17 protein-coding genes are annotated in these 18,064 nt (G+C 63.6%); 6 read left to right on the forward strand and 11 right to left on the reverse strand.

Features of this window, described 5'->3' with window-relative positions; genetic code table 11:
- Positions 1 to 17: 17 nt before the first annotated feature.
- From ACWGTO_RS00970 to ACWGTO_RS00990, 5 genes are all read right to left on the reverse strand, one after another.
- The gene (locus ACWGTO_RS00970) at positions 18 to 599 is read right to left on the reverse strand and encodes a CarD family transcriptional regulator (RefSeq protein ID WP_454573017.1); all 582 of its coding nucleotides are present in this window, start codon (positions 597 to 599) and stop codon (positions 18 to 20) included.
- A 371-nt stretch (positions 600 to 970) separates the two neighbouring features.
- Positions 971 to 1,309, reverse strand: coding sequence for a ferredoxin FdxA (gene fdxA / locus ACWGTO_RS00975; protein ID WP_027031582.1), 339 nt, complete (start codon positions 1,307 to 1,309; stop codon positions 971 to 973).
- A 149-nt stretch (positions 1,310 to 1,458) separates the two neighbouring features.
- Positions 1,459 to 1,845: an RNA-binding S4 domain-containing protein gene (locus ACWGTO_RS00980; RefSeq protein WP_454573018.1), complete on the reverse strand. Its 387-nt coding sequence runs from the start codon at positions 1,843 to 1,845 to the stop codon at positions 1,459 to 1,461.
- Between the two features lie 16 nt (positions 1,846 to 1,861).
- Entirely contained in the window at positions 1,862 to 5,260 is a 3,399-nt protein-coding gene (locus tag ACWGTO_RS00985) for a helicase-related protein (RefSeq protein WP_454573019.1), read from the reverse strand.
- 650 nt (positions 5,261 to 5,910) lie between these two features.
- Entirely contained in the window at positions 5,911 to 6,495 is a 585-nt protein-coding gene (locus ACWGTO_RS00990; RefSeq protein WP_454573020.1) for a TetR/AcrR family transcriptional regulator, read from the reverse strand.
- An 82-nt stretch (positions 6,496 to 6,577) separates the two neighbouring features.
- Here ACWGTO_RS00990 and ACWGTO_RS00995 point away from each other — a divergent pair, with 82 nt between their 5' ends.
- Positions 6,578 to 7,816: an FAD-dependent oxidoreductase gene (locus ACWGTO_RS00995; RefSeq protein WP_454573021.1), complete on the forward strand. Its 1,239-nt coding sequence runs from the start codon at positions 6,578 to 6,580 to the stop codon at positions 7,814 to 7,816.
- Between the two features lie 75 nt (positions 7,817 to 7,891).
- On the opposite strand, the gene phbB is transcribed toward ACWGTO_RS00995, so the two are convergent.
- Both phbB and ACWGTO_RS01005 read right to left on the reverse strand, forming a co-directional pair.
- Entirely contained in the window at positions 7,892 to 8,617 is a 726-nt protein-coding gene (phbB, locus tag ACWGTO_RS01000; RefSeq protein ID WP_454573022.1) for an acetoacetyl-CoA reductase, read from the reverse strand.
- A 116-nt stretch (positions 8,618 to 8,733) separates the two neighbouring features.
- On the reverse strand, positions 8,734 to 9,918 hold the full coding sequence (locus ACWGTO_RS01005) for an acetyl-CoA C-acetyltransferase (protein ID WP_454573023.1): 1,185 nt from the start codon (positions 9,916 to 9,918) through the stop codon (positions 8,734 to 8,736).
- On the opposite strand from ACWGTO_RS01005, the gene ACWGTO_RS01010 reads away from it, so the two are divergent.
- Both ACWGTO_RS01010 and phaR read left to right on the forward strand, forming a co-directional pair.
- Complete coding sequence (locus ACWGTO_RS01010) at positions 9,899 to 10,084, forward strand: hypothetical protein (protein WP_454573024.1); 186 nt, start codon at positions 9,899 to 9,901, stop codon at positions 10,082 to 10,084. The genes ACWGTO_RS01005 and ACWGTO_RS01010 overlap by 20 nt on opposite strands.
- Before the next feature lie 136 nt (positions 10,085 to 10,220).
- The gene (gene phaR / locus ACWGTO_RS01015) at positions 10,221 to 10,835 is read left to right on the forward strand and encodes a polyhydroxyalkanoate synthesis repressor PhaR (RefSeq protein WP_454573025.1); all 615 of its coding nucleotides are present in this window, start codon (positions 10,221 to 10,223) and stop codon (positions 10,833 to 10,835) included.
- A 75-nt stretch (positions 10,836 to 10,910) separates the two neighbouring features.
- Here phaR and ACWGTO_RS01020 read toward each other — a convergent pair whose 3' ends face one another.
- Positions 10,911 to 11,330: a rhodanese-like domain-containing protein gene (locus ACWGTO_RS01020; protein WP_454573026.1), complete on the reverse strand. Its 420-nt coding sequence runs from the start codon at positions 11,328 to 11,330 to the stop codon at positions 10,911 to 10,913.
- Positions 11,331 to 11,418: 88 nt separating this feature from the next.
- Here ACWGTO_RS01020 and ftrA point away from each other — a divergent pair, with 88 nt between their 5' ends.
- Positions 11,419 to 12,402: a transcriptional regulator FtrA gene (gene ftrA / locus ACWGTO_RS01025; RefSeq protein WP_454573027.1), complete on the forward strand. Its 984-nt coding sequence runs from the start codon at positions 11,419 to 11,421 to the stop codon at positions 12,400 to 12,402.
- A 12-nt stretch (positions 12,403 to 12,414) separates the two neighbouring features.
- Here ftrA and ACWGTO_RS01030 read toward each other — a convergent pair whose 3' ends face one another.
- Positions 12,415 to 13,554, reverse strand: a complete 1,140-nt coding sequence (locus tag ACWGTO_RS01030; protein WP_454573028.1) for a citrate synthase — start codon at positions 13,552 to 13,554, stop codon at positions 12,415 to 12,417.
- Between the two features lie 93 nt (positions 13,555 to 13,647).
- Here ACWGTO_RS01030 and ACWGTO_RS01035 point away from each other — a divergent pair, with 93 nt between their 5' ends.
- Together ACWGTO_RS01035 and ACWGTO_RS01040 are read left to right on the forward strand one after the other, a co-directional pair.
- Positions 13,648 to 14,736 carry a citrate synthase/methylcitrate synthase gene (locus ACWGTO_RS01035; RefSeq protein ID WP_454573029.1) on the forward strand — a complete coding sequence of 363 codons (1,089 nt, stop codon included), beginning with the start codon at positions 13,648 to 13,650 and terminating at the stop codon, positions 14,734 to 14,736.
- A 217-nt stretch (positions 14,737 to 14,953) separates the two neighbouring features.
- Positions 14,954 to 16,084, forward strand: coding sequence for a patatin-like phospholipase family protein (locus tag ACWGTO_RS01040; protein WP_454573030.1), 1,131 nt, complete (start codon positions 14,954 to 14,956; stop codon positions 16,082 to 16,084).
- 3 nt (positions 16,085 to 16,087) lie between these two features.
- Here the strand turns inward: ACWGTO_RS01040 and ACWGTO_RS01045 are convergent, their stop codons facing one another.
- Both ACWGTO_RS01045 and ACWGTO_RS01050 read right to left on the reverse strand, forming a co-directional pair.
- Entirely contained in the window at positions 16,088 to 17,320 is a 1,233-nt protein-coding gene (locus ACWGTO_RS01045; RefSeq protein ID WP_454573031.1) for an MFS transporter, read from the reverse strand.
- A gap of 18 nt (positions 17,321 to 17,338) precedes the next feature.
- Positions 17,339 to 18,001 carry a peroxiredoxin-like family protein gene (locus ACWGTO_RS01050; RefSeq protein ID WP_454573032.1) on the reverse strand — a complete coding sequence of 221 codons (663 nt, stop codon included), beginning with the start codon at positions 17,999 to 18,001 and terminating at the stop codon, positions 17,339 to 17,341.
- Positions 18,002 to 18,064 lie beyond the last annotated feature (63 nt).

The raw sequence follows: 18,064 nt of genomic DNA on the forward strand, positions 1-18,064 counted from the left end.
TTCGACTGCAAAAGCGATCAGGCAGCTTCTTCCTGCTCGGCTTCCTCATTGTCGGCCTTGGCGCCGCGCTTAGGGCCCTTGTTGAGGTTGACCTCGATCAGGCGCACAGCTTCGGTTTCCGACATGCGGTTGACCGCGGCGATCTCGCGGGCCATGCGGTCGAGCGCGGCCTCATAGAGCTGACGCTCGGAATAGGACTGCTCCGGCTGGTTGTCGGCGCGGTAGAGGTCGCGCACGACTTCCGAGATCGAGATCAGGTCGCCCGAATTGATCTTGGCATCATATTCCTGGGCGCGACGCGACCACATGGTGCGCTTGACGCGGGCACGGCCCTGCACGACCTTCAGCGCGCGCTCGACATAATCCTCTTCGGACAGCTTGCGCATGCCGATGGAGGTCGCCTTGGCGACCGGCACCTTCAGGCGCATCTTGTCCTTCTGGAAGTCGATGACGAACAGTTCCAGCTTGTGGCCCGCAACTTCCTGCTCGTCGATCGAGACGATCTGGCCGACGCCGTGCGCCGGATAGACGATGTACTCGCCGGTCTTGAAACCGTGACGTGCCGCGGTGGACTTCTTCTGCGGGGGGATCGTTGCCATTACGCCCTGAACTCCTTGTTGTGGCACCGGCGGCCTGCCGGTCCGAACGCGTGCGACCGGGGAAACCGATCGTTAGCCGCACAACAGATGAACCCATCGGAAAAAGCCGGGACCGGCAAACCGCACACATAGCGACTGCCTGGCCCAGATCGCTCTGGTCCGATTGGGGATTTCACCTTTCAGTGATTTGGGGCGCTTGCGCCATAAATCGACGTTGTGTCACCGGCATGTTTCAGCTGATGTAGCACAAAAAGTAGGAAGAATCAAGGTTTTGCTGCAAACGCGAAGGCCGAGCGACATCGCCGCCTGTCAAGGCAGGTAATCTGTGATGCGCGTTACGCAGCGTTATGACGGCCAAGTCGGCCGTAGCATCAGTCGCCTTCGCCTGGCTCAGCGGAGAAATATTTCTCGAACTTGCCGGCCTCGCCGTCGAAGGTCTTGGCGTCTGCCGGAGGCTCCTTCTTGGCGGTGATGTTGGGCCATTTCTCGGCGTATTCGGTGTTGACCTGCAACCATTTGTCGAGACCCGGCTCGGTGTCGGGCTTGATCGCATCGGCCGGACATTCCGGTTCGCAGACGCCGCAGTCGATGCACTCGTCGGGATGTATGACGAGCATGTTTTCGCCTTCATAGAAACAGTCGACCGGACAGACCTCGATGCAGTCCATGTACTTGCATTTGATGCAGTTGTCGGTCACGACATAGGTCATTGGTCGGCTCCGGGACGTCCCGATTTTATCAGGCTTTTTGGTGAGGTAACGCCTTTGCCTGCCGCTTGCAAGGGCGGCCATTGCCGGTGGGACCGGCGCTTCCGGAATGGAATTCCAGATCACCGGCACGGCGGAGACCGCAGATCCTCTCAGTTATCCCCAAACAGCCGGTCGGTTTGCCTGCGCTCTTTCTTGGTCGGCCGGCCGCTGCCGGCCTCGCGCAACGCGGGAATGGCATCGGCGACAGCCTCGCCTTTGGGCGCAGGCGGCGGTGACAGATCCTCATAGAGCGTGCGCGCTTCCTCGGCGGGGCCGCGTCGCACACCGGTGCCGAGCACCTTCCAGACGGAGATGCGGCGCTCGAGCGTGATGGTCAAAACGTCGCCTGGTTTGACCAGATCCGATGCCTGCGCTGCTTTGTCGCTGTTAACGCGCACGCGTCCGGCGATCACCAGCTTGGCCGCCAGCGAGCGCGATTTTACCGCGCGCGAAAAGAACAGCCATTTGTCGATGCGCTGACGACCTTCAGCAACCATCGCAGCGCGCCTGAGCCTACTTCTTCAGCTGATCGCGCAAGGCGGCGAGCTTGGCGAAGGGCGAATCCGGATCGAAGCGCACGGGACGCTCCTCGCGCGGCTTGGGCTGGAAGGCCGGCTTGCCGCCTTGCGAGCCGCCCTTGCCTTCCGACCTGCCGCCTTTCCAGTCTGGGCGGCCTTCGCGACGCTCGCCTTGCAGCTTGCCGTCGCGGCGCTGTTCGCCTTCGGCCTGCGGCTTGGGCTTGAACTTCGAACGGTCGAAGCGCGGCTTGGCAGCACCGTCGCGCTGGTCGCGCCGGCCCTGATAGGCCGGCCGTTCGCCGGTTGCGGGCTGTCCGCCGGCAGCGTCGGCAGGCGCATCGGTGCGGGCAGCCTGGCCGTTGCGCGGACGATTGTCCTGGCGGTTTTCGTGCCGATGGCGTGGGCGCTGCTCAAAACGGCCCTGCCGCCACAGCAATATCGGCTTTGGTTCTTCAGCCTCTGGCGCGGCTTCGCCGGCAGCAGCTTCCGCCACGGCCGCTTCGGCTGGGGTCACTTCGGCTGTAACTGAGGTTTCGGCGGCGGGTTCTGGCGATGCGGCCTCGACGGCTTCCGCTTCCGCCTCGACCGCTGCAGGCGGAACTTCGGCAACTTCCGCTTCTGGCTCAACTGCGGGTTCCGCAGGTGTTTCAGCCGCGGCTTCCGCCGCCAGAGATGTCTCGTCCGTAACTTCGGCAGGCGGCTGAGCGTCTTCAACAGCCTCCGCTGCCACTTCGGCAACGGGCTCCTCAGCTGTAACCTTAGTGACGGCAGTCGGTTCAGAACCGTCGACCGGCGCTTGGGCGACAGCGTCAGTTGCGGTGGCTTCCGCCGCCTTGGCCTGTTCGGCCTTTGCAGCCTCGTCCGCTGCCAGCTTGGCCGCTGCGGCTTCCCGCGCTGCATTGTCCTGCGCTTCCAGCCGCGCCTTCACCTCTGCGGGCGGTTTCGGCTCGGCGCGGTAGCCGAGACCCTTTAGGATCTCTTCCATGTCGTCGGCGGTTGCGCCCAGGATCGACATCATCGGCGGCGTCACCATGAAAGACTGTCCGTCATAGGCGCCGTCCGGGCGCTGTCCGAGGCCGGGCTTCCAGTTGGTCGCCGGGCGGATCAGGTCGGCCAGCCGTTCCAGAATGTCGATGCGCACGGCGCGGCGGCCGAGATTGCGGTAGCCGGCGAGCTTGTAGAAAGTCTTGTCGAAAGCCGGGTCGATGACCACTGAGGTGCGGCCCGAGGCCAGCGCGTGCACCACGTCGCCGAAGCCAGGCTTGTCCTTGCCGTCGTTCTTCAGCGCCCACAAAAGTGTGATCAGCCCGGCCGGAGCAGGCTTGATCAGCGCCGGCACGAAGACATGGTAGGCGCCGAAGCGCACGCCGAGCCGACGCAAGGCGGCGCGTCCCTCCTGATCGAGCGACTTCATCTCCTCGGCGATGTCGCGGCGGTTGATGAGGCCGAAATGTTCGACGAGCTGGAAGGCGATGCCGCGGCCGATGCCGGTGATCTGCTCGGCATTCTTCAAGTCGACCAACGGCTTCAGCAGGGATTCGATCTGGAAATTGACGAAACGCTCGGCGCGCGCGGCGACCTTGTCGCGGGCCGGGCCGGTCAGCTGCTCATCGGCCAGAAGCACCAGGCGCGGCTTCAGCGCGTCTTCGCCCGCAACCAGCGTGCCGATCGGTGCGCCGATCCAGCGCAGCGTGCCGTCGGAGCCGAGCGCGAGGTCGCCATTGGCGCAGGCGCCGAAACGGTCGGCGCGCGCCTCGAACTCGGCGGCCAGTGCTTTTTGCGCCGCCGTGCGCACGGCCTTGGCGTCTTCGCCGCCAGCGCTCTGGTCGGCGGTGAAGCGGAACCCTTGCAACTCGCCGACATGATGGCCTTCGACAAGGACGGTTCCGGTAGGACTGATTTCGGCTTCAGGCATTGTATTTTCTCTAAGGCGCCGCATGAGGACGGAAGTCCTGCGGTCTACAAACCGTTTCGTCAACCGCTCATGCAGCGCATCCGACAATCTGTCTTCGATTTCGCGCGTCTTTTCCTGCCAGTGTGCCTGATCGGCCAGCCAGCCCGGCCGGTTGGACACGAATGTCCAGGTGCGGATCTGGGCAATCCGGTGCGACAGCGTATCGATATCGCCTTCGGTCGTGTCGGCCCTGCGCACTTGCTCGGCCATGTAGTTCTCGTCGACATGGCCGTGTTTGGCGAGGTCCGTATAGATCGAGGCGATCAGGTCGGAGTGCTGGGCAGGTGCGATCTTTCGGTAATCGGGCAGCGCACAGGCTTCCCACAGCAGCGCCACGCGCTTGGCATTGGTGGCGAGCGCGCGGATGTCCTCATCGCGGGAGAGATGTTCGAGCGCCTGCGCATCGACCGCCGGCAGCGCCCGTGTCAGGCCTTCGACCGGTGCGTTGGTCTCGATCGAGCGCTTCAGCGCATCGAGGTTGGCGAAATCGAAATGCGCGGTGCGCCATTGCAGCACCTTCACCGGATCGAATTCATGGCCTTCGATGCGCTTGACCAGGTCCTCGTCCAGCGGATCGACCTGGCCGGTGACGCCGAAGGTGCCATCGCGCAGATGCCGGCCGGCGCGGCCGGCAATCTGGCCGAGCTCGGCCGCCGTCAGATTGCGGTACTGGTAGCCGTCGAATTTGCGGTTCTGGGCAAAGGCGACATGGTCGAGATCGAGATTGAGACCCATGCCGATGGCGTCGGTGGCAACGAGATAGTCGACATCGCCCGCCTGGAACATTGCCACCTGGGCGTTGCGGGTGCGTGGGCTGAGGGCGCCCAGCACGACGGCGGCGCCGCCTTGCTGTCGGCGGATCAGTTCGCCGATGGCATAGACCTCGTCGGCGGAGAAGGCGACGATCGCCGTGCGCCGGGGCAGCCGGGTCAGCTTCTTCGAGCCGGCATAGGCCAGGTGTGACAGCCGAGGCCGCGTCACCACAGAGACGCCCTTCAACAGCCGTTGCAGGATGCCGTGCATGGTGGCCGCGCCAAGCAACAGCGTCTCCTGGCGGCCACGCAGGTGCAGGATGCGGTCGGTGAAGATGTGGCCGCGTTCGAGGTCACCGGCAAGCTGCACCTCGTCGATGGCGACGAAGGCAGCGTCGGTTTCGCGCGGCATGGCCTCGACGGTACAGACCGAATATTTCGCGCCGGGCGGCTGGATCTTTTCCTCGCCGGTGATCAGCGCCACTTTGTGGGCGCCGACCTTTTCGCAGACGCGGGCGTAGACTTCTCGCGCCAGAAGGCGGAGCGGCAGGCCGATGATGCCGCTCTCATGCGCGACCATTCGCTCGATGGCGAGATGGGTCTTGCCGGTGTTGGTCGGCCCCAGCACGGCGGTCACGTCGCGGCCCGACAGGATCAGCGGCTCGGTGTGTTTCGGCTGGATGTTCATCGGCCCGGAAATGAGGCTTTCTGCATCGTGTTGTCGGGAGCGCGCCTCGCATGGCGCGTATGACAGGCGACACATAGGGACTTCGGGCGCGAAGCGAAAGCGGAATGTTCCGGCCGGCAGTTCTGGAGTTTCTTTCTAGCCCCGGATTCTCTTCCGATTAACAGTTGGAACGAGTCTGGAACGAAACGGCGACGAATCAGTGACTCCAGCAGATTCAGCTTTTGTTCACGGCTACATGTGGATTTTGTAACCGGGAGTCTCACCACATGCTGAATCCCTGAAACTGGCCCGATTCATGCAAGGCGAGCGTTCGCGTTAACCTTCGTCGGCGAAGCCTCGTCGCGCTCCAATCGGTCGCCGTCAAGGTTATGAAATTATTGACTTTTCCTAACCGGCCTTAACCATTTGGCTGGTGGGCTTGGGTCTTCGTCGTTAACGTTCCGGTCAAAGCCGGAACGAATCGGCGACGAATTGGCGATGTGGGGATTTTCCCGTTTTGTTCACCCCAACATGTTGTGTTATGCACAGCTTGTCCACCGAGAATTCACAGCTTGTGACGCGGGTTTCGCACAGGCGGAGCCAGAGCTGTTAATCTTTGCGTGCCGGAACAGCACAAGTGATCAGCTTACAGTCGTCGGCCTGGCCGACTTTCAGGCCGCCGCCGCTCCGGTGACGTAGCGCTGCAAGGTCGGGCCGATGCTGGTGATGATTTCATCATGCGACAGGGCAACGACCGGTGGAAGCTGCAGCAGATAGCGGCAGGTCGCCAGGCCAAGCAATTGGCTGGCGACAAGTCCGGCGCGTCGGCCGGCGTCGGCAGGGTCGCCGAACGCCGCAACGACCGGTCTCACCTGCGTAGCGAAGATCTCCCTAACTTTGTCGGCGGCAAATTCGTTCGATGCTGCTGAACGCAGCAGGATGACCATGCCGGTGGCGTTGACTGAGCCTTCCCATGTTCGAAGGAAGCGTCGGATAATTGCATCACCGATCGAGCTTTCGTCGGTCACTTGGGTTGCCGGCAGTTGCAGGTCGAACAGCGCTGCCCTGGCGAACAGTTCATCCTTGCTGTGGAAGTAGCGGATCACCATTGCCGGATCGATCGACGCGCGTGCGGCGATGTCACGGATCGAGGCGCCATCATAGCCATGCTCGGCGAAAAGCTGTCTGGCGGCGTCCAGGATTTGTGCGCGGGTACGGTCGGATTTGCTGGGTTTCTTAGGCTGATTCGTAATCATGAGAATTCATATGCCAACGACTGTTGACAAATTCAAGCGCTCAAACTAAAAGTCACCAAGCGTTGACAAATGGAGCCAGAAAATGCTGCCCGATACCACCGAAGTCCTGATCATTGGCGCCGGCCCAACTGGCCTTGGGCTGTCAATTGCTTTGCATCAGGCAGGCGTCGACCATGTGCTGGTCGACCGTCTCGCCGAAGGCCTCAACACCTCACGCGCCGGCGTGATCCATGCGCAGACGCTGGAAACACTGAAGCCACTCGGCGTCACCGGGCGCCTGGTCGAACTCGGATTGAAGCTCGACAATTTTGCCATCCGCGACCGCGACCGGACGCTGGTCAATCTCAACTTCGCCGGTCTGCCCACAGCATATCCCTATGTGCTGATGATCCCGCAGAACCTGACCGAGAAGGTGCTGGCCGAACGCATTGCTGCACTGGGTGGCAGGATCCATCGCGGCGTCGAGGCGAAAGGGGTAACGCAGGATAAGGACGGAGCACGTGTTACTCTTGTCCAGAACGGACGTGAAAGCACGATCGCGGCACGCTACGTCGTCGGTGGAGACGGCATGCATAGCGTGGTCCGCGACGCTGCGGGCATCGGCTTCGACGGTGAGGCCTATGACGGGTCCTTTGTTCTCGCCGACGTCCGCCTCGACTGGCCGCTCGGCCCGACGGAAGTCTCGCTGCTGTTCTCGCCGGGCGGGCTGGTCGTCGTCGCGCCGCTGCCGGACGGGTCCTACCGCATCGTCGCGACCATGGATGAGGCGCCGGAGCGGCCTGGCATCGCGGACGTCCAGGCGCTGCTGGACAGCCGTGGCCCTTCCGCCAGCAAGGCGCGGGTTCTCGATCTAAGCTGGAGCACGCGCTTCCGCGTCCATCACCGCATCGCCAAATCCTATCGCAAGGGGAACCTGTTCGTGATGGGCGATGCCGCCCATGTGCACAGCCCGGCCGGTGGTCAGGGGATGAACACCGGACTGATCGATGCCGTGGTGCTGGGAGAACTGCTTGGCGATGTGATCAACGGCATCCGCCCTGAAAGCGAGCTCGACCTCTACGAGACGCTTCGCCGCCCGGCGGCGAAGGAGGTGATCGAACTGGCCGGCCGGCTTACCGGCATGGCGCTGACGCGCACCCCGTTGAGGCGCTTCCTGCGTAACCTCGTGCTTGGTTTCGTCAACATCAACCCGATCGCCAAGCGCAGGATTTCGCTGAAGCTGTCAGGTCTCAGCAGGGCCGATATGGCGAGGCTGCCGGCGCCGAAGCAGCCCGGCATGCGCAAGCCGTCGGCGAAGCGCGAGTTCAAGCTGGTCGCCTGAACCGACACGCATCACGCTCTAAACAAAAGTACCGGCGAAGACGCCGGCACTTTGCGCTCGGGCCGTGCGATTCGGTCAGACGAAGTACTGGCCGCCATTGGCGGTGATGGTTGAGCCGGTGATGAAACCGGCGTCTTCGGAGGCGAGGAAGACGACGCAACGCGCGATCTCTTCCGGTTCGCCGAGGCGGCCGACAGGGATCTGCGGGATGATGCGTTCGTTGAGCACCTTCTCGTCGATCGCCTTGACCATCTCGGTGGCGATGTAGCCTGGGCAGATGACGTTGACGGTGATGCCCGCGCGGGCACCTTCCTGCGCCAGCGCCTTGGAGAAGCCGATGTCGCCGGCCTTGGCGGCGGAATAGTTGACCTGGCCGGCCTGGCCCTTCTGGCCATTAATCGAGGAAATGCTGATGACGCGGCCGAACTTGCGGTCGCGCATGCCGCCCCACAGCGGGTGAGTCATGTTGAAGACGCCGGAGAGGTTGGTGTCGATGACTTCCTTCCACTGCTCGCGCGTCAGCTTGTGGAACATGGCGTCGCGGGTGATGCCGGCATTGTTGACCAGCACCGAGACCGGGCCGAGATCGGCCTCGACCTGCTTGATCCCGGCGGCGCAGGAATCGTAGTCGGCGACCGACCATTTGTAGGTCTTGATGCCGGTTTCGGCGCTGAATTTCTTCGCCGCCTCGTCATTGCCGGCATAGTTGGCGGCAACGGAATAGCCGGCGTTCTTCAAAGCGATCGAGATCGCAGCACCTATGCCGCGCGAGCCGCCGGTGACGATTGCTGTTTTGGACATGTGTTCTCCTCCCGTTGGTCGGAGGAGCGAATAGGGAATAGCGAATAGCGAGTAGGGATTTGATCTCCCGTCGCGCCGACGCAGTTCTCCCCTATTCGCTACTCCCTATTCGCTATTCAGATTGCTTCCACGCACAGCGCCACGCCCATGCCGCCGCCGATGCAGAGCGTGGCGAGGCCTTTCTTGGCGCCGCGGCGGCGCATCTCGAAGACCAGCGTGTTGAAGACGCGCGCGCCCGAGGCGCCGATCGGATGGCCGATGGCGATCGCGCCGCCATTGACATTGACGATGGACGTATCCCAGCCCATGCCCTTGTTGACCGCGCAGGCCTGTGCGGCGAAGGCCTCATTGGCCTCGACGAGGTCGAGATCCTTGACCGACCAGCCGGCCTTCTCCAGTGCCCGCTTCGAAGCGGGAATAGGTCCGGTGCCCATGATCGCGGGATCGACACCGGCGGTCGCCCAGGACGCGATGCGCACCAGCGGGGTGATGCCGCGCCGCGATGCCTCGGCCTCGGTCATCAGCAAGGCGCCGGCAGCGCCGTCATTGATGCCGGAAGCGTTGGCGGCGGTCACCGTGCCGTCCTTGTCGAAGGCCGGCTTCAGCTTGGTCATGGCGTCGATTGTGGCGCCGTGACGGATGTATTCGTCCTGATCGACAATGGTGTCACCTTTCCTGCCCTTGATGGTGACGGCGACGATCTCGTCGTTGAACTTGCCGGCCTTCTGCGCGGCCTCGGCCTTGTTCTGCGAAGCGAGCGCAAACTGGTCCTGGTCGTCGCGGGTGATCTGGAACTGGCGGGCGACGTTCTCGGCGGTGTTGCCCATGTGATAACCGTTGAAAGCGTCCCACAGGCCGTCCTTGATCATGGTGTCGATCATCTTGTAGTCGCCCATCTTCACGCCGGCGCGCAGGTGCTCTGCGTGCGGCGACAGCGACATCGACTCCTGGCCGCCGGCGATTATCACCTTGGCGTCGCCGGTGGCGATCTGCTGCATGCCGAGCGCGATGGCGCGCAAGCCCGAGCCGCAAACCTGGTTGAGGCCCCAGGCGGTGGTCTCCTTGGGCAGGCCGGCATTGATCGACGCCTGGCGGGCAGGGTTCTGACCCTGTGCCGCCGTCAGCACCTGGCCGAGAATGACCTCATCGACTTCGCCCGGCTCGACACCGGCGCGCGACAAAAGCTCCTTGATGACGACGGCGCCAAGCTCATGCGCCGGTGTGGCGGCGAAGGCGCCGTTGAAGGAGCCGACAGCGGTGCGCGCAGCGCTGGCGACGACGATGGAATTGGAAGCGGACATTTTTCTCTCCAGACTTCGAGGTGTCGTGTTCTTGGGTGTTGTTGGGACTTTTCTTGCCCGTTCCACACCCCAAGTCAAACCGGAAATGGGCATGCCGGCCATGCGCCGCAAGCAGGGCGCGAGCGGCCGGCGGGATCGCCTGGCCATTGCTGCGCAGCATATTTAGCCCGCCATGCAGCAATAAATGATGCCGCACTGCACAAAGCGCTTGGAATTATGGAGCTTTTGCGCATATCCTTAAAAATGGCGCAATCGTTACCGGCGGCTTACTCAGGCGCGCCGGTGTCCCTGGGAGGATGCTGATGGCCGCGAAAGACGACCCGATCATTATCAAGAAATATGCCAACCGCCGTCTCTACAACACCGGCACCAGCACCTATGTGACGCTCGAGGATCTGGCCGAGATGGTCAAGAAGGGCGAGGAGTTCACGGTCCAGGACGCCAAGACCGGTGACGACATCACCCATCCGGTGCTGACCCAGATCATCTTCGAACTGGAGAACAAGGATGGGCAGAACATGCTGCCGATTCCGTTCCTGCGCCAGCTGATCGCCTTCTACGGTGACCAGATGCAGATGATCGTGCCGAGCTTCCTCGAGCAGTCGATGATCGCCTTCTCCAAGGAACAGGAGCGTTTCCGCGAGCAGATGAAAGGCGCGATCGGCAAGTCGCCGCTCGACGTGATGAAGATCGCCACGCCGATCAAGGCGCTGGAAGAGCAGACGCGGCGCAACATGGAAATGTTCCAGAACGCCATGCGCCTGTTCACGCCGTTCCCGTCAGCCACCTCAAATGGCGCTGCGGCGGCTGCGCCCGAACCGGCCCGCAAGGAAGCGCCGGAAAAGAGTGGCGACGACCTTCAGGAATTGAAGGACCAGATCGCCGCCATGCAGCGCAAACTCGACACGATGTCGTAGAGCGCCAGTCGCCATCCCGTTGCTCGAAGAGGCGGGCGGCAAGTGCTGCTTTACGCGCCGAGCTTGGCCTCGGGATCATGCCCGCAGGGTACCCGGCTCCTTGCCTGAGGCGAATGGAAGATCCTCGTCCTCCCAGCCGGTGATGCCGCCGATCATGATCTTCACCGGACGGCCGAGGCTGGCCAGCTTGAAGGCCGCCCGATCCGCGCCATTGCAATGGGGTCCCGCGCAATAGACGACGAACAGCGTCTGTCCGGGCCACTCCGCCATCCGCTCGGCCGCTATCTCGCGGTGCGGCAAATGCAGAGCGCCCGGTACATGGCGGCGCTCATAGGCTTCCGGCGAACCGACCACATGCAGAAGGACAAAGTCCTGCTCTCCGGCGCGCAGTGCTGCGGCGACGTCGGAACAGTCGGTCTCGACGGAAAGCCGGCGCAGGAAGTGGTCGCGGGCAATTTCCGGCGATGCTGCGGGAATCTCTGTCACGTAGCTCATCTCTAATCTCCGTTGCTGATGCGACGGAGAGATAAAGCACCGGGCAGGGCGATTGCAGCTGGCAGCTTTGCCATATATCGTCAAGATCATGCCAAATGCATCTTCCCATCCTGTCAATCCGCTTGTCGTTGCCATTGCCTATGACGGGCTGTGCACATTCGAGTTCGGCGTGGTGGTTGAAGTCTTTGCCTTACCGAGGCCGGAAATGGGTGAGGATTGGTACCGCTTTGCCGTGGCCGGGATCGATGCCGGTGAAATGCGCGCTTTGGGCGGCGTGCGCATCGTTGCCGATGGCGGAGCCGATCTGATCGACCGGGCCGACACAGTGATCGTGCCTGGCTGGCGCGGATCGGAGTCGCCGGTGCCGCCGTCGCTGATCGAGGCGCTTCAAAAGGCACACGAGCGCGGCGCCCGAATTCTTTCAATCTGTTCGGGCGTGTTCGTGCTTGCCGCCGCAGGCCTGCTGGCAGGCAAAAGGGCGACGACACATTGGCGCTATAGCGAGAAGCTGACGGAGCTGTACCCTGACATCACCGTGGTTCCTGACGTCTTGTACATCGATGAGGGAAACGTCCTGACATCGGCCGGGAGTGCTGCAGGTATCGACCTTTGCCTGCATCTGGTCCGGCGCGATTTCGGCACCAAAGCGGCCAATATGGTGGCGCGGCGGCTGGTCGTGCCGCCGCATCGCGACGGCGGCCAGGCGCAGTATGTCGAGAGTTCCGTTCCCGAACCGCATGAGCGCAGCCGGCTTGGGCCGTTGATCGACAGAATGCGCGCCAATATTTCGGCCGACTATCCCGTCGCCACTTTGGCCGAACTTGCCGGGATGAGCGAGAGGACATTTCTGCGCCGGTTCGCGGCCGCGACCGGGGTCACGCCGGCCCGCTGGCTGCTCTCGGAACGACTTTCGCGGGCGCGCACGCTGCTGGAAGATACCGCAATGCCGATCGAGCGAATTGCCGAGACCGCCGGCTTTGGCGCAGCGGGCACGTTGCGTCATCACTTCCGTCAGCACTTTTCCACGACGCCGGTCGCATACCGCGCGCGGTTCGGGGCCAAGTCAGCCTGACGGCTTGCCTGGTCAGGTCAAGGATCCGACATAGCGGCCGCGAGGTCTGATGATGCTGCCGCTGATGATCTGTTCGACCATATGAGCGGCCCAGCCGACGCTGCGTCCCAACGCAAACAAATGGAACGGCGCGTCGCGCGGCAGGCCGAGGCCACGTGTCAACGCAGCCAGGGCAAAGTCGATGTTCGGATGCGCGCCGGTCGCGGCAATGGCGGCCTTTTGCAACTGTTGCAGTATCTCGTCGACCGGGATGACGGCCAGAAGTGCGGTGGCACGGGGATCGCCTTCAGGGTAGAGTGGATGGCCGAACGCCGGCAATGGCCGGTCGTGGCCGAGCCAGCGCCGTATCGCCGCCTCGGCGCCGTGCAGGGCCGCATCTTCCGCCAATTGCATCACCGCTTCGCCGGCGCCACCGTGGCGTGGGCCGGACAAGGTTGCCAGGCCCGCCAGCAGGCAAGCGGCAGGCGAGGCCCCGGTCGAGGCGGCGACGCGGGCAGTGAAGGTCGATGCGTTGAGTTCGTGATCGGCAAGCAGGACGAGTGCGCAGCGGATCGCTTCCGCGCCGTCATCACCCACCGACCAGCCCCGCGCCAGACGCCAATGGACAGGGTCTGTGCCGGCTACAGCGCCCAGCGACTGCGCCAGCGCTCCAACTGTGTGCGCAGCCTCGGTGCACAGCGAGGCAGCGCTGCGTCCAAGCGAAGGCCGCCCTTGGCTGGCAAGCATGGCAAGCTGCGCAAAGGCCGAGGCGCGGCCGATTTGAGAAGGGACATCCGATGAGCGTGCCTTGAAAGCCATCGGTTCAGGCAAGGCCCAAAGCAAAGCGGCAGTTTCTTCCAGCGTGGCCGATCTGGAAAGCGTTACCGCATCCTGTCCCCGATAGATCAGTCGGCCGTGCAGGACGGTCGAGATAGCCGTTACGATTGATGGTTCACCCCAGGCGATGGCGCTTTCGGCGATGGCCGAGGGACTGCGGCCGCGCGCCCGGCGGGTTGCCATGGCTGCGATGTCGTCGGCGCGGTACTGGCTGCGGCGCGGGTCGGTCTCATCCGGCCGCATGCCGATGCGCCCACGGCTGACATAGGCATAAAGCGTTTGCGGCCGGACCTTGAGCCTTCCCAGCGCCTCTTCCCGCGACAACCATTCGGACATGATCAGCTCTGATATTGATTATATTGATCAAGATTGATTTACGCGCTGCTTGACCCTTATGTCTAGTGGAGAAAAACTGCAAGGAGACGAAACATGGCAAACGGGCTCGATGATGTGGTGGCGGCGGAGACCATGCTCTCCGATGTCGATGGTCTTGGCGGCCGTCTGACGATCCGCGGTTATTCGCTGCCGGAACTGGCCGGCCGCTGGCGCTACGCGCAAGTGGTCCGCCTGCTGCTGGACGGCTTCTTCGACGAACTTCCAGGCGATGCCGAATTGGCGGCGAGACTGGGCGAGGCGCGCGTCGAAGTGTTTGAGCGCCTCCAGCCTTCGCTGTCGATGCTGGCGCCGCTTGATGTCTACGACGCGATGCGCGCCGGCATTGCACTTTTGCCTGACGACGAAAACCAGGCGGACGCCTTGCGTCTGATCGCGGCGCCTGCGGTGCTGACGCCTGCCCTGCTGCGCTTCAAGCGCGGCGATCAGCCGATCGCGCCCGACGCCAAGGCCGATCATGCCGCCGACATGTTGCGAATGCTTGACGGAGCAGTCCCGTCGCCGGCATTGGCAAAGGCGCTCGACACCTATCTTGTCACCGTCTGCGATCATGGCCTCAACGCCTCGACCTTCGCCACCCGCGTCGTCGCTTCGACGCTGGCCGGCCTGACATCGTCCGTGCTGGCTGGGCTCGGCGCGCTCAAGGGGCCGTTGCATGGCGGCGCGCCCGGTCTGGTGATCGAGATGCTGGACGCAATCCAGGCGCATGGCGATGCCGCCGGCTGGCTGCGCGACGAGGTCGCGCATGGCGAACGCATCATGGGCTTCGGCCATCGCATCTACCGTGTCCGCGATCCCCGCGCCGACGTGCTGAAAGCGGTGGTGCGGCAGCTCGGCAGCAAAGGCGAGACCGGCCGCCGGCTGGTTTTCGCCGAGAAGGTGGAGCAGACCGCGCTCGAGGTGCTGCGAATCGCCAAACCGCAGCGCTCGTTGCAGACCAATGTCGAATTCTACACCGCGCTGGTGCTGGAAGCGGCGGGCTTTCCGCCACAGGCCTTCAGCAATGTCTTTGCCGCAGGGCGCGTCGCCGGCTGGATCGCGCATGCGCGTGAACAGCAGACGACAGGGCGGCTGATCAGGCCGCAATCGCGCTATGTCGGGCCGGTGCCGAAGCTCGTCGCCTGAGATCGCAACACCGGTTTCGAAGCAAAACGGCCTCTCCATTTCAGGTGGAGAGGCCGTTTTTTCATGACCGAAATTTCATGTGATCACGCGACCGTGTTCGTGTTCTTGCCTCGGCCATCACTTATATGCTGCACTGCAACATAAGCCCGCTGCAGTCGAACCCTGCCCGATTCCCGATGGGACAAGGCTGCAGCGCCCAAACCGATACAGGAACGCCATGACGAAAAACGGCAAGGCGGAGGAAACCAAGAAGATCAACATTGCCCTGCAGGGCGGCGGCTCGCACGGGGCCTTCTCCTGGGGCGTGCTCGATCGGCTGCTGGAGGACGGCCGGCTCGAGATCGCGGCTGTGTCCGGCACCAGCGCCGGGGCCATGAACGCGGTGGCGCTGGCCGACGGTTTTGTGCGCGGCGGCGTTGATGGCGCACGCAAGAAGCTCGACGATTTCTGGCGCGCGGTGGCGGCGAAAGGCCGGTTCAGCCCAGTGCAGCGCATGCCGTGGGACGTCGCCTGGGGCAATTGGTCGATCGAGAATACGCCCGGCTATTTCTTCTTCGACACCATGTCGCGGGTGTTTTCGCCCTATGTCGCCAATCCGCTCGGGCTCAACCCGCTGCGCGACGTGGTTGAGCAGGAGATCGATTTCGCCAATGTGCGCGCCTGCAAGTCGATGGAGCTGTTCATCTCGGCAACCAATGTCGAGACCGGCCAGCTGCGCGTCTTTTCCGATGGCGAAATCGACCTCGACACGGTGATGGCCTCGGCCTGCCTGCCGCAATTGTTCCGCGCCGTCGAGATCAAGGGCGTGCCCTACTGGGATGGTGGCTATGGCGGCAATCCGGCGCTGTTCCCGTTCTTCAAGACGGCGGCGACCGAGGACGTGCTTCTGGTGCAGATCAACCCGGTGGTGCGCGAAGGCACGCCGAAAAGCGCCAACGAAATCCAGAACCGCATTGACGAGATCACCTTCAATGCCGGGCTGCTGAACGAATTCCGCTCGATCGCCTTCGTCAAGGAACTGATCGCCGCCGGCCGCCTGCCGCGTGGCGAGTACCGCGACATCCGCATGCACCGCATCGACGCCGACGAGGCGTTCAAGGACCTCTCGGCGTCGTCCAAGGTCAATGCGGAATGGGCGTTCCTGACCTATCTGCGCGACCTTGGCCGCACGGCGGCGAGCGACTGGCTGGAGGAAAACTACGACGCCGTCGGCAAGCGGCCAACGCTTGATCTCTCCGGCGAGCTCGACGACGGCTTCAAGCCGGTGCGCGGCCCCGCGCCGGGCCGGCGGGTCAAGGAGTTCCTCGCGGCGCGCAAGAAGCCGGAGGCGGAGCGGCGGCGGGCCTGAGCCTTATCGCAGACCTTGGGCGATCTTCCTCGCGGCCGGCAGCCGCCGCAGCGCCAGCATGGCGCTGACGCCAAACAGCGGGCCGGGCGCGAGGACCAGAAAGCTCCAGCGCCATCCGAAAGCCTCCGCTACCGACGACGTCAGGTGGATCGAGACGAAGGTGAGGGCGATGCCGACGCTCAACTGCAGCGAAAGCGCAGTGCCGACATAGCGTGGGTCGCTCAATTCGGTGATCATAGCGGAAAACTGCGCGGAATCGCCGATGACGGTCATGCCCCAGAGAACCGCGATGGCGATGAACAGCCAAAGCGGCCCGCCGAAGGCGAGGCCGATCGTCAGCGCGCAAAGCCCCGAAAGCGTCATCATCATTGCTGCGGTTGCCGTGCGGCCGATGCGGTCGGCGACAATCCCGCCCAGGATCGAGCCGATCCCACCTGATGCCACGACAAGGAAAGCCAGCAGGGATGCCGTCTTCGGGCCATCAATGCCAAGGCCGGGGCTTCCCGCCCTGATATAGGCCAGCATCCAGCCCCACATGGCATAGAGCTCCCACATGTGGCCGAGGTAGCCGAGATTGGCGAGCGCCAGGGGGCCATTCTGCAGGACGGCTCGGATGTGGCGGGGGTCGAATGTCGATCTGGCGAAGGGATAAGGGCCTTCGCTGCCAAGATACAGGATCAGGATTGCGCCGGCCAACGCAGCCAGCGAGGTCGCGATGATGACATCCTGCCAGGCGACATCGGTGGCAAGCGCGGACAGAAGGTGCGGGAACGCCGAGCCGAGCGTCAGAGCCGCAAGCAAGGCGCCCAGCGCTGTGCCGCGCCCGCGGCGAAACCAGGTCGACACCAGTTTGAGCGCTGGGGGATAGACGCCTGCCAGTGCAATGCCGGTGGCGAAGCGGGCAAGCAGCAGCATGCCGACCGACGGCGCGAACAGCAGGCAGAGATTTGCAACGGCAGTGACCAGGGCGCTGATGCCGATCACCTTGCGAAGCGAGACGATGTCCAGCAGGCCGGCAATGCTGGAGGCGAGTGCGCCAACCGCAAAGCCGACCTGCACGGCGCCTGTGATCCAGGCGCCTTGCGCCGGCGACAAGCTCCAGACTTGCGTCAGCTGCGGCGCGATTGCGGTTGCCGAAAACCAGGCAGTCATGGACAGGAAGGCGCCGGCGCAAATCACCGCCAGCATCGACCAGTGCCGGCCGGCGCCAACGCCGGCCGGGTGCGTGGCTGCCATGGGTTCCATCAAGCAGGCTCAGGCGGCGACGGCGTTTTGCAGCCGCTTCAGTAGCGGAAGCAGATCGGCTGGGTCGGGCCGTTGCGTGTAGTCCGGGCTCACCTCCGCATAGACGATGATACCGTCGCGTCTGATCACGAACCGCGCCGGCATCGGCAATGTCCATGATGGGTCTTCGTTGATGGCAGGCAGGTCAACGCCGAAGCTCTTGTAGAGCGCGATCAGATCGTCGGGCAGGCGAAAGCGCAGGCCAAAGGCGCTGGCGAGCTCGCCGTTCGGATCGCTCAGCATCGGGAAGGTGACCTGCTTGTCGCGCTTGGCCTTGCGACCGTTCGCCGGCGATTGCGGGGAGATGGAGACCAGTTGCGCACCGGTGGCGCCGATTGCCGGCCAGGTCTCCTGCAAAGCGCCAAGTTCGATGTTACAATAGGGGCACCAGACACCGCGGTAGAAGCTGAGCACCAGCGGGCCCCGCGCCAGCAGATCGGCCGAGGCAACGAGGCCGCCGTCAGCCTCCATCAGTGTGAAGGTCGGGGCGACCGCACCGACCCCCAGGATGCGGTCGGCCTGACCGGACGCGATTAGCTCGGCGGAGGCGCGGTGCATGATCTCGACCGCCTGTCTGGGCGCCTTGCTCTCAAAGTCGGCCTTGAAGGCATCAAGATTGTCTTGAAGCGACATGGGATTACTCCGAAGATTTCTCACCGCTCACGCAGCGGCGGGAACGTCCTCGCCTATTTCCAA

This window comes from Mesorhizobium sp. PL10 (genome assembly GCF_053714315.1).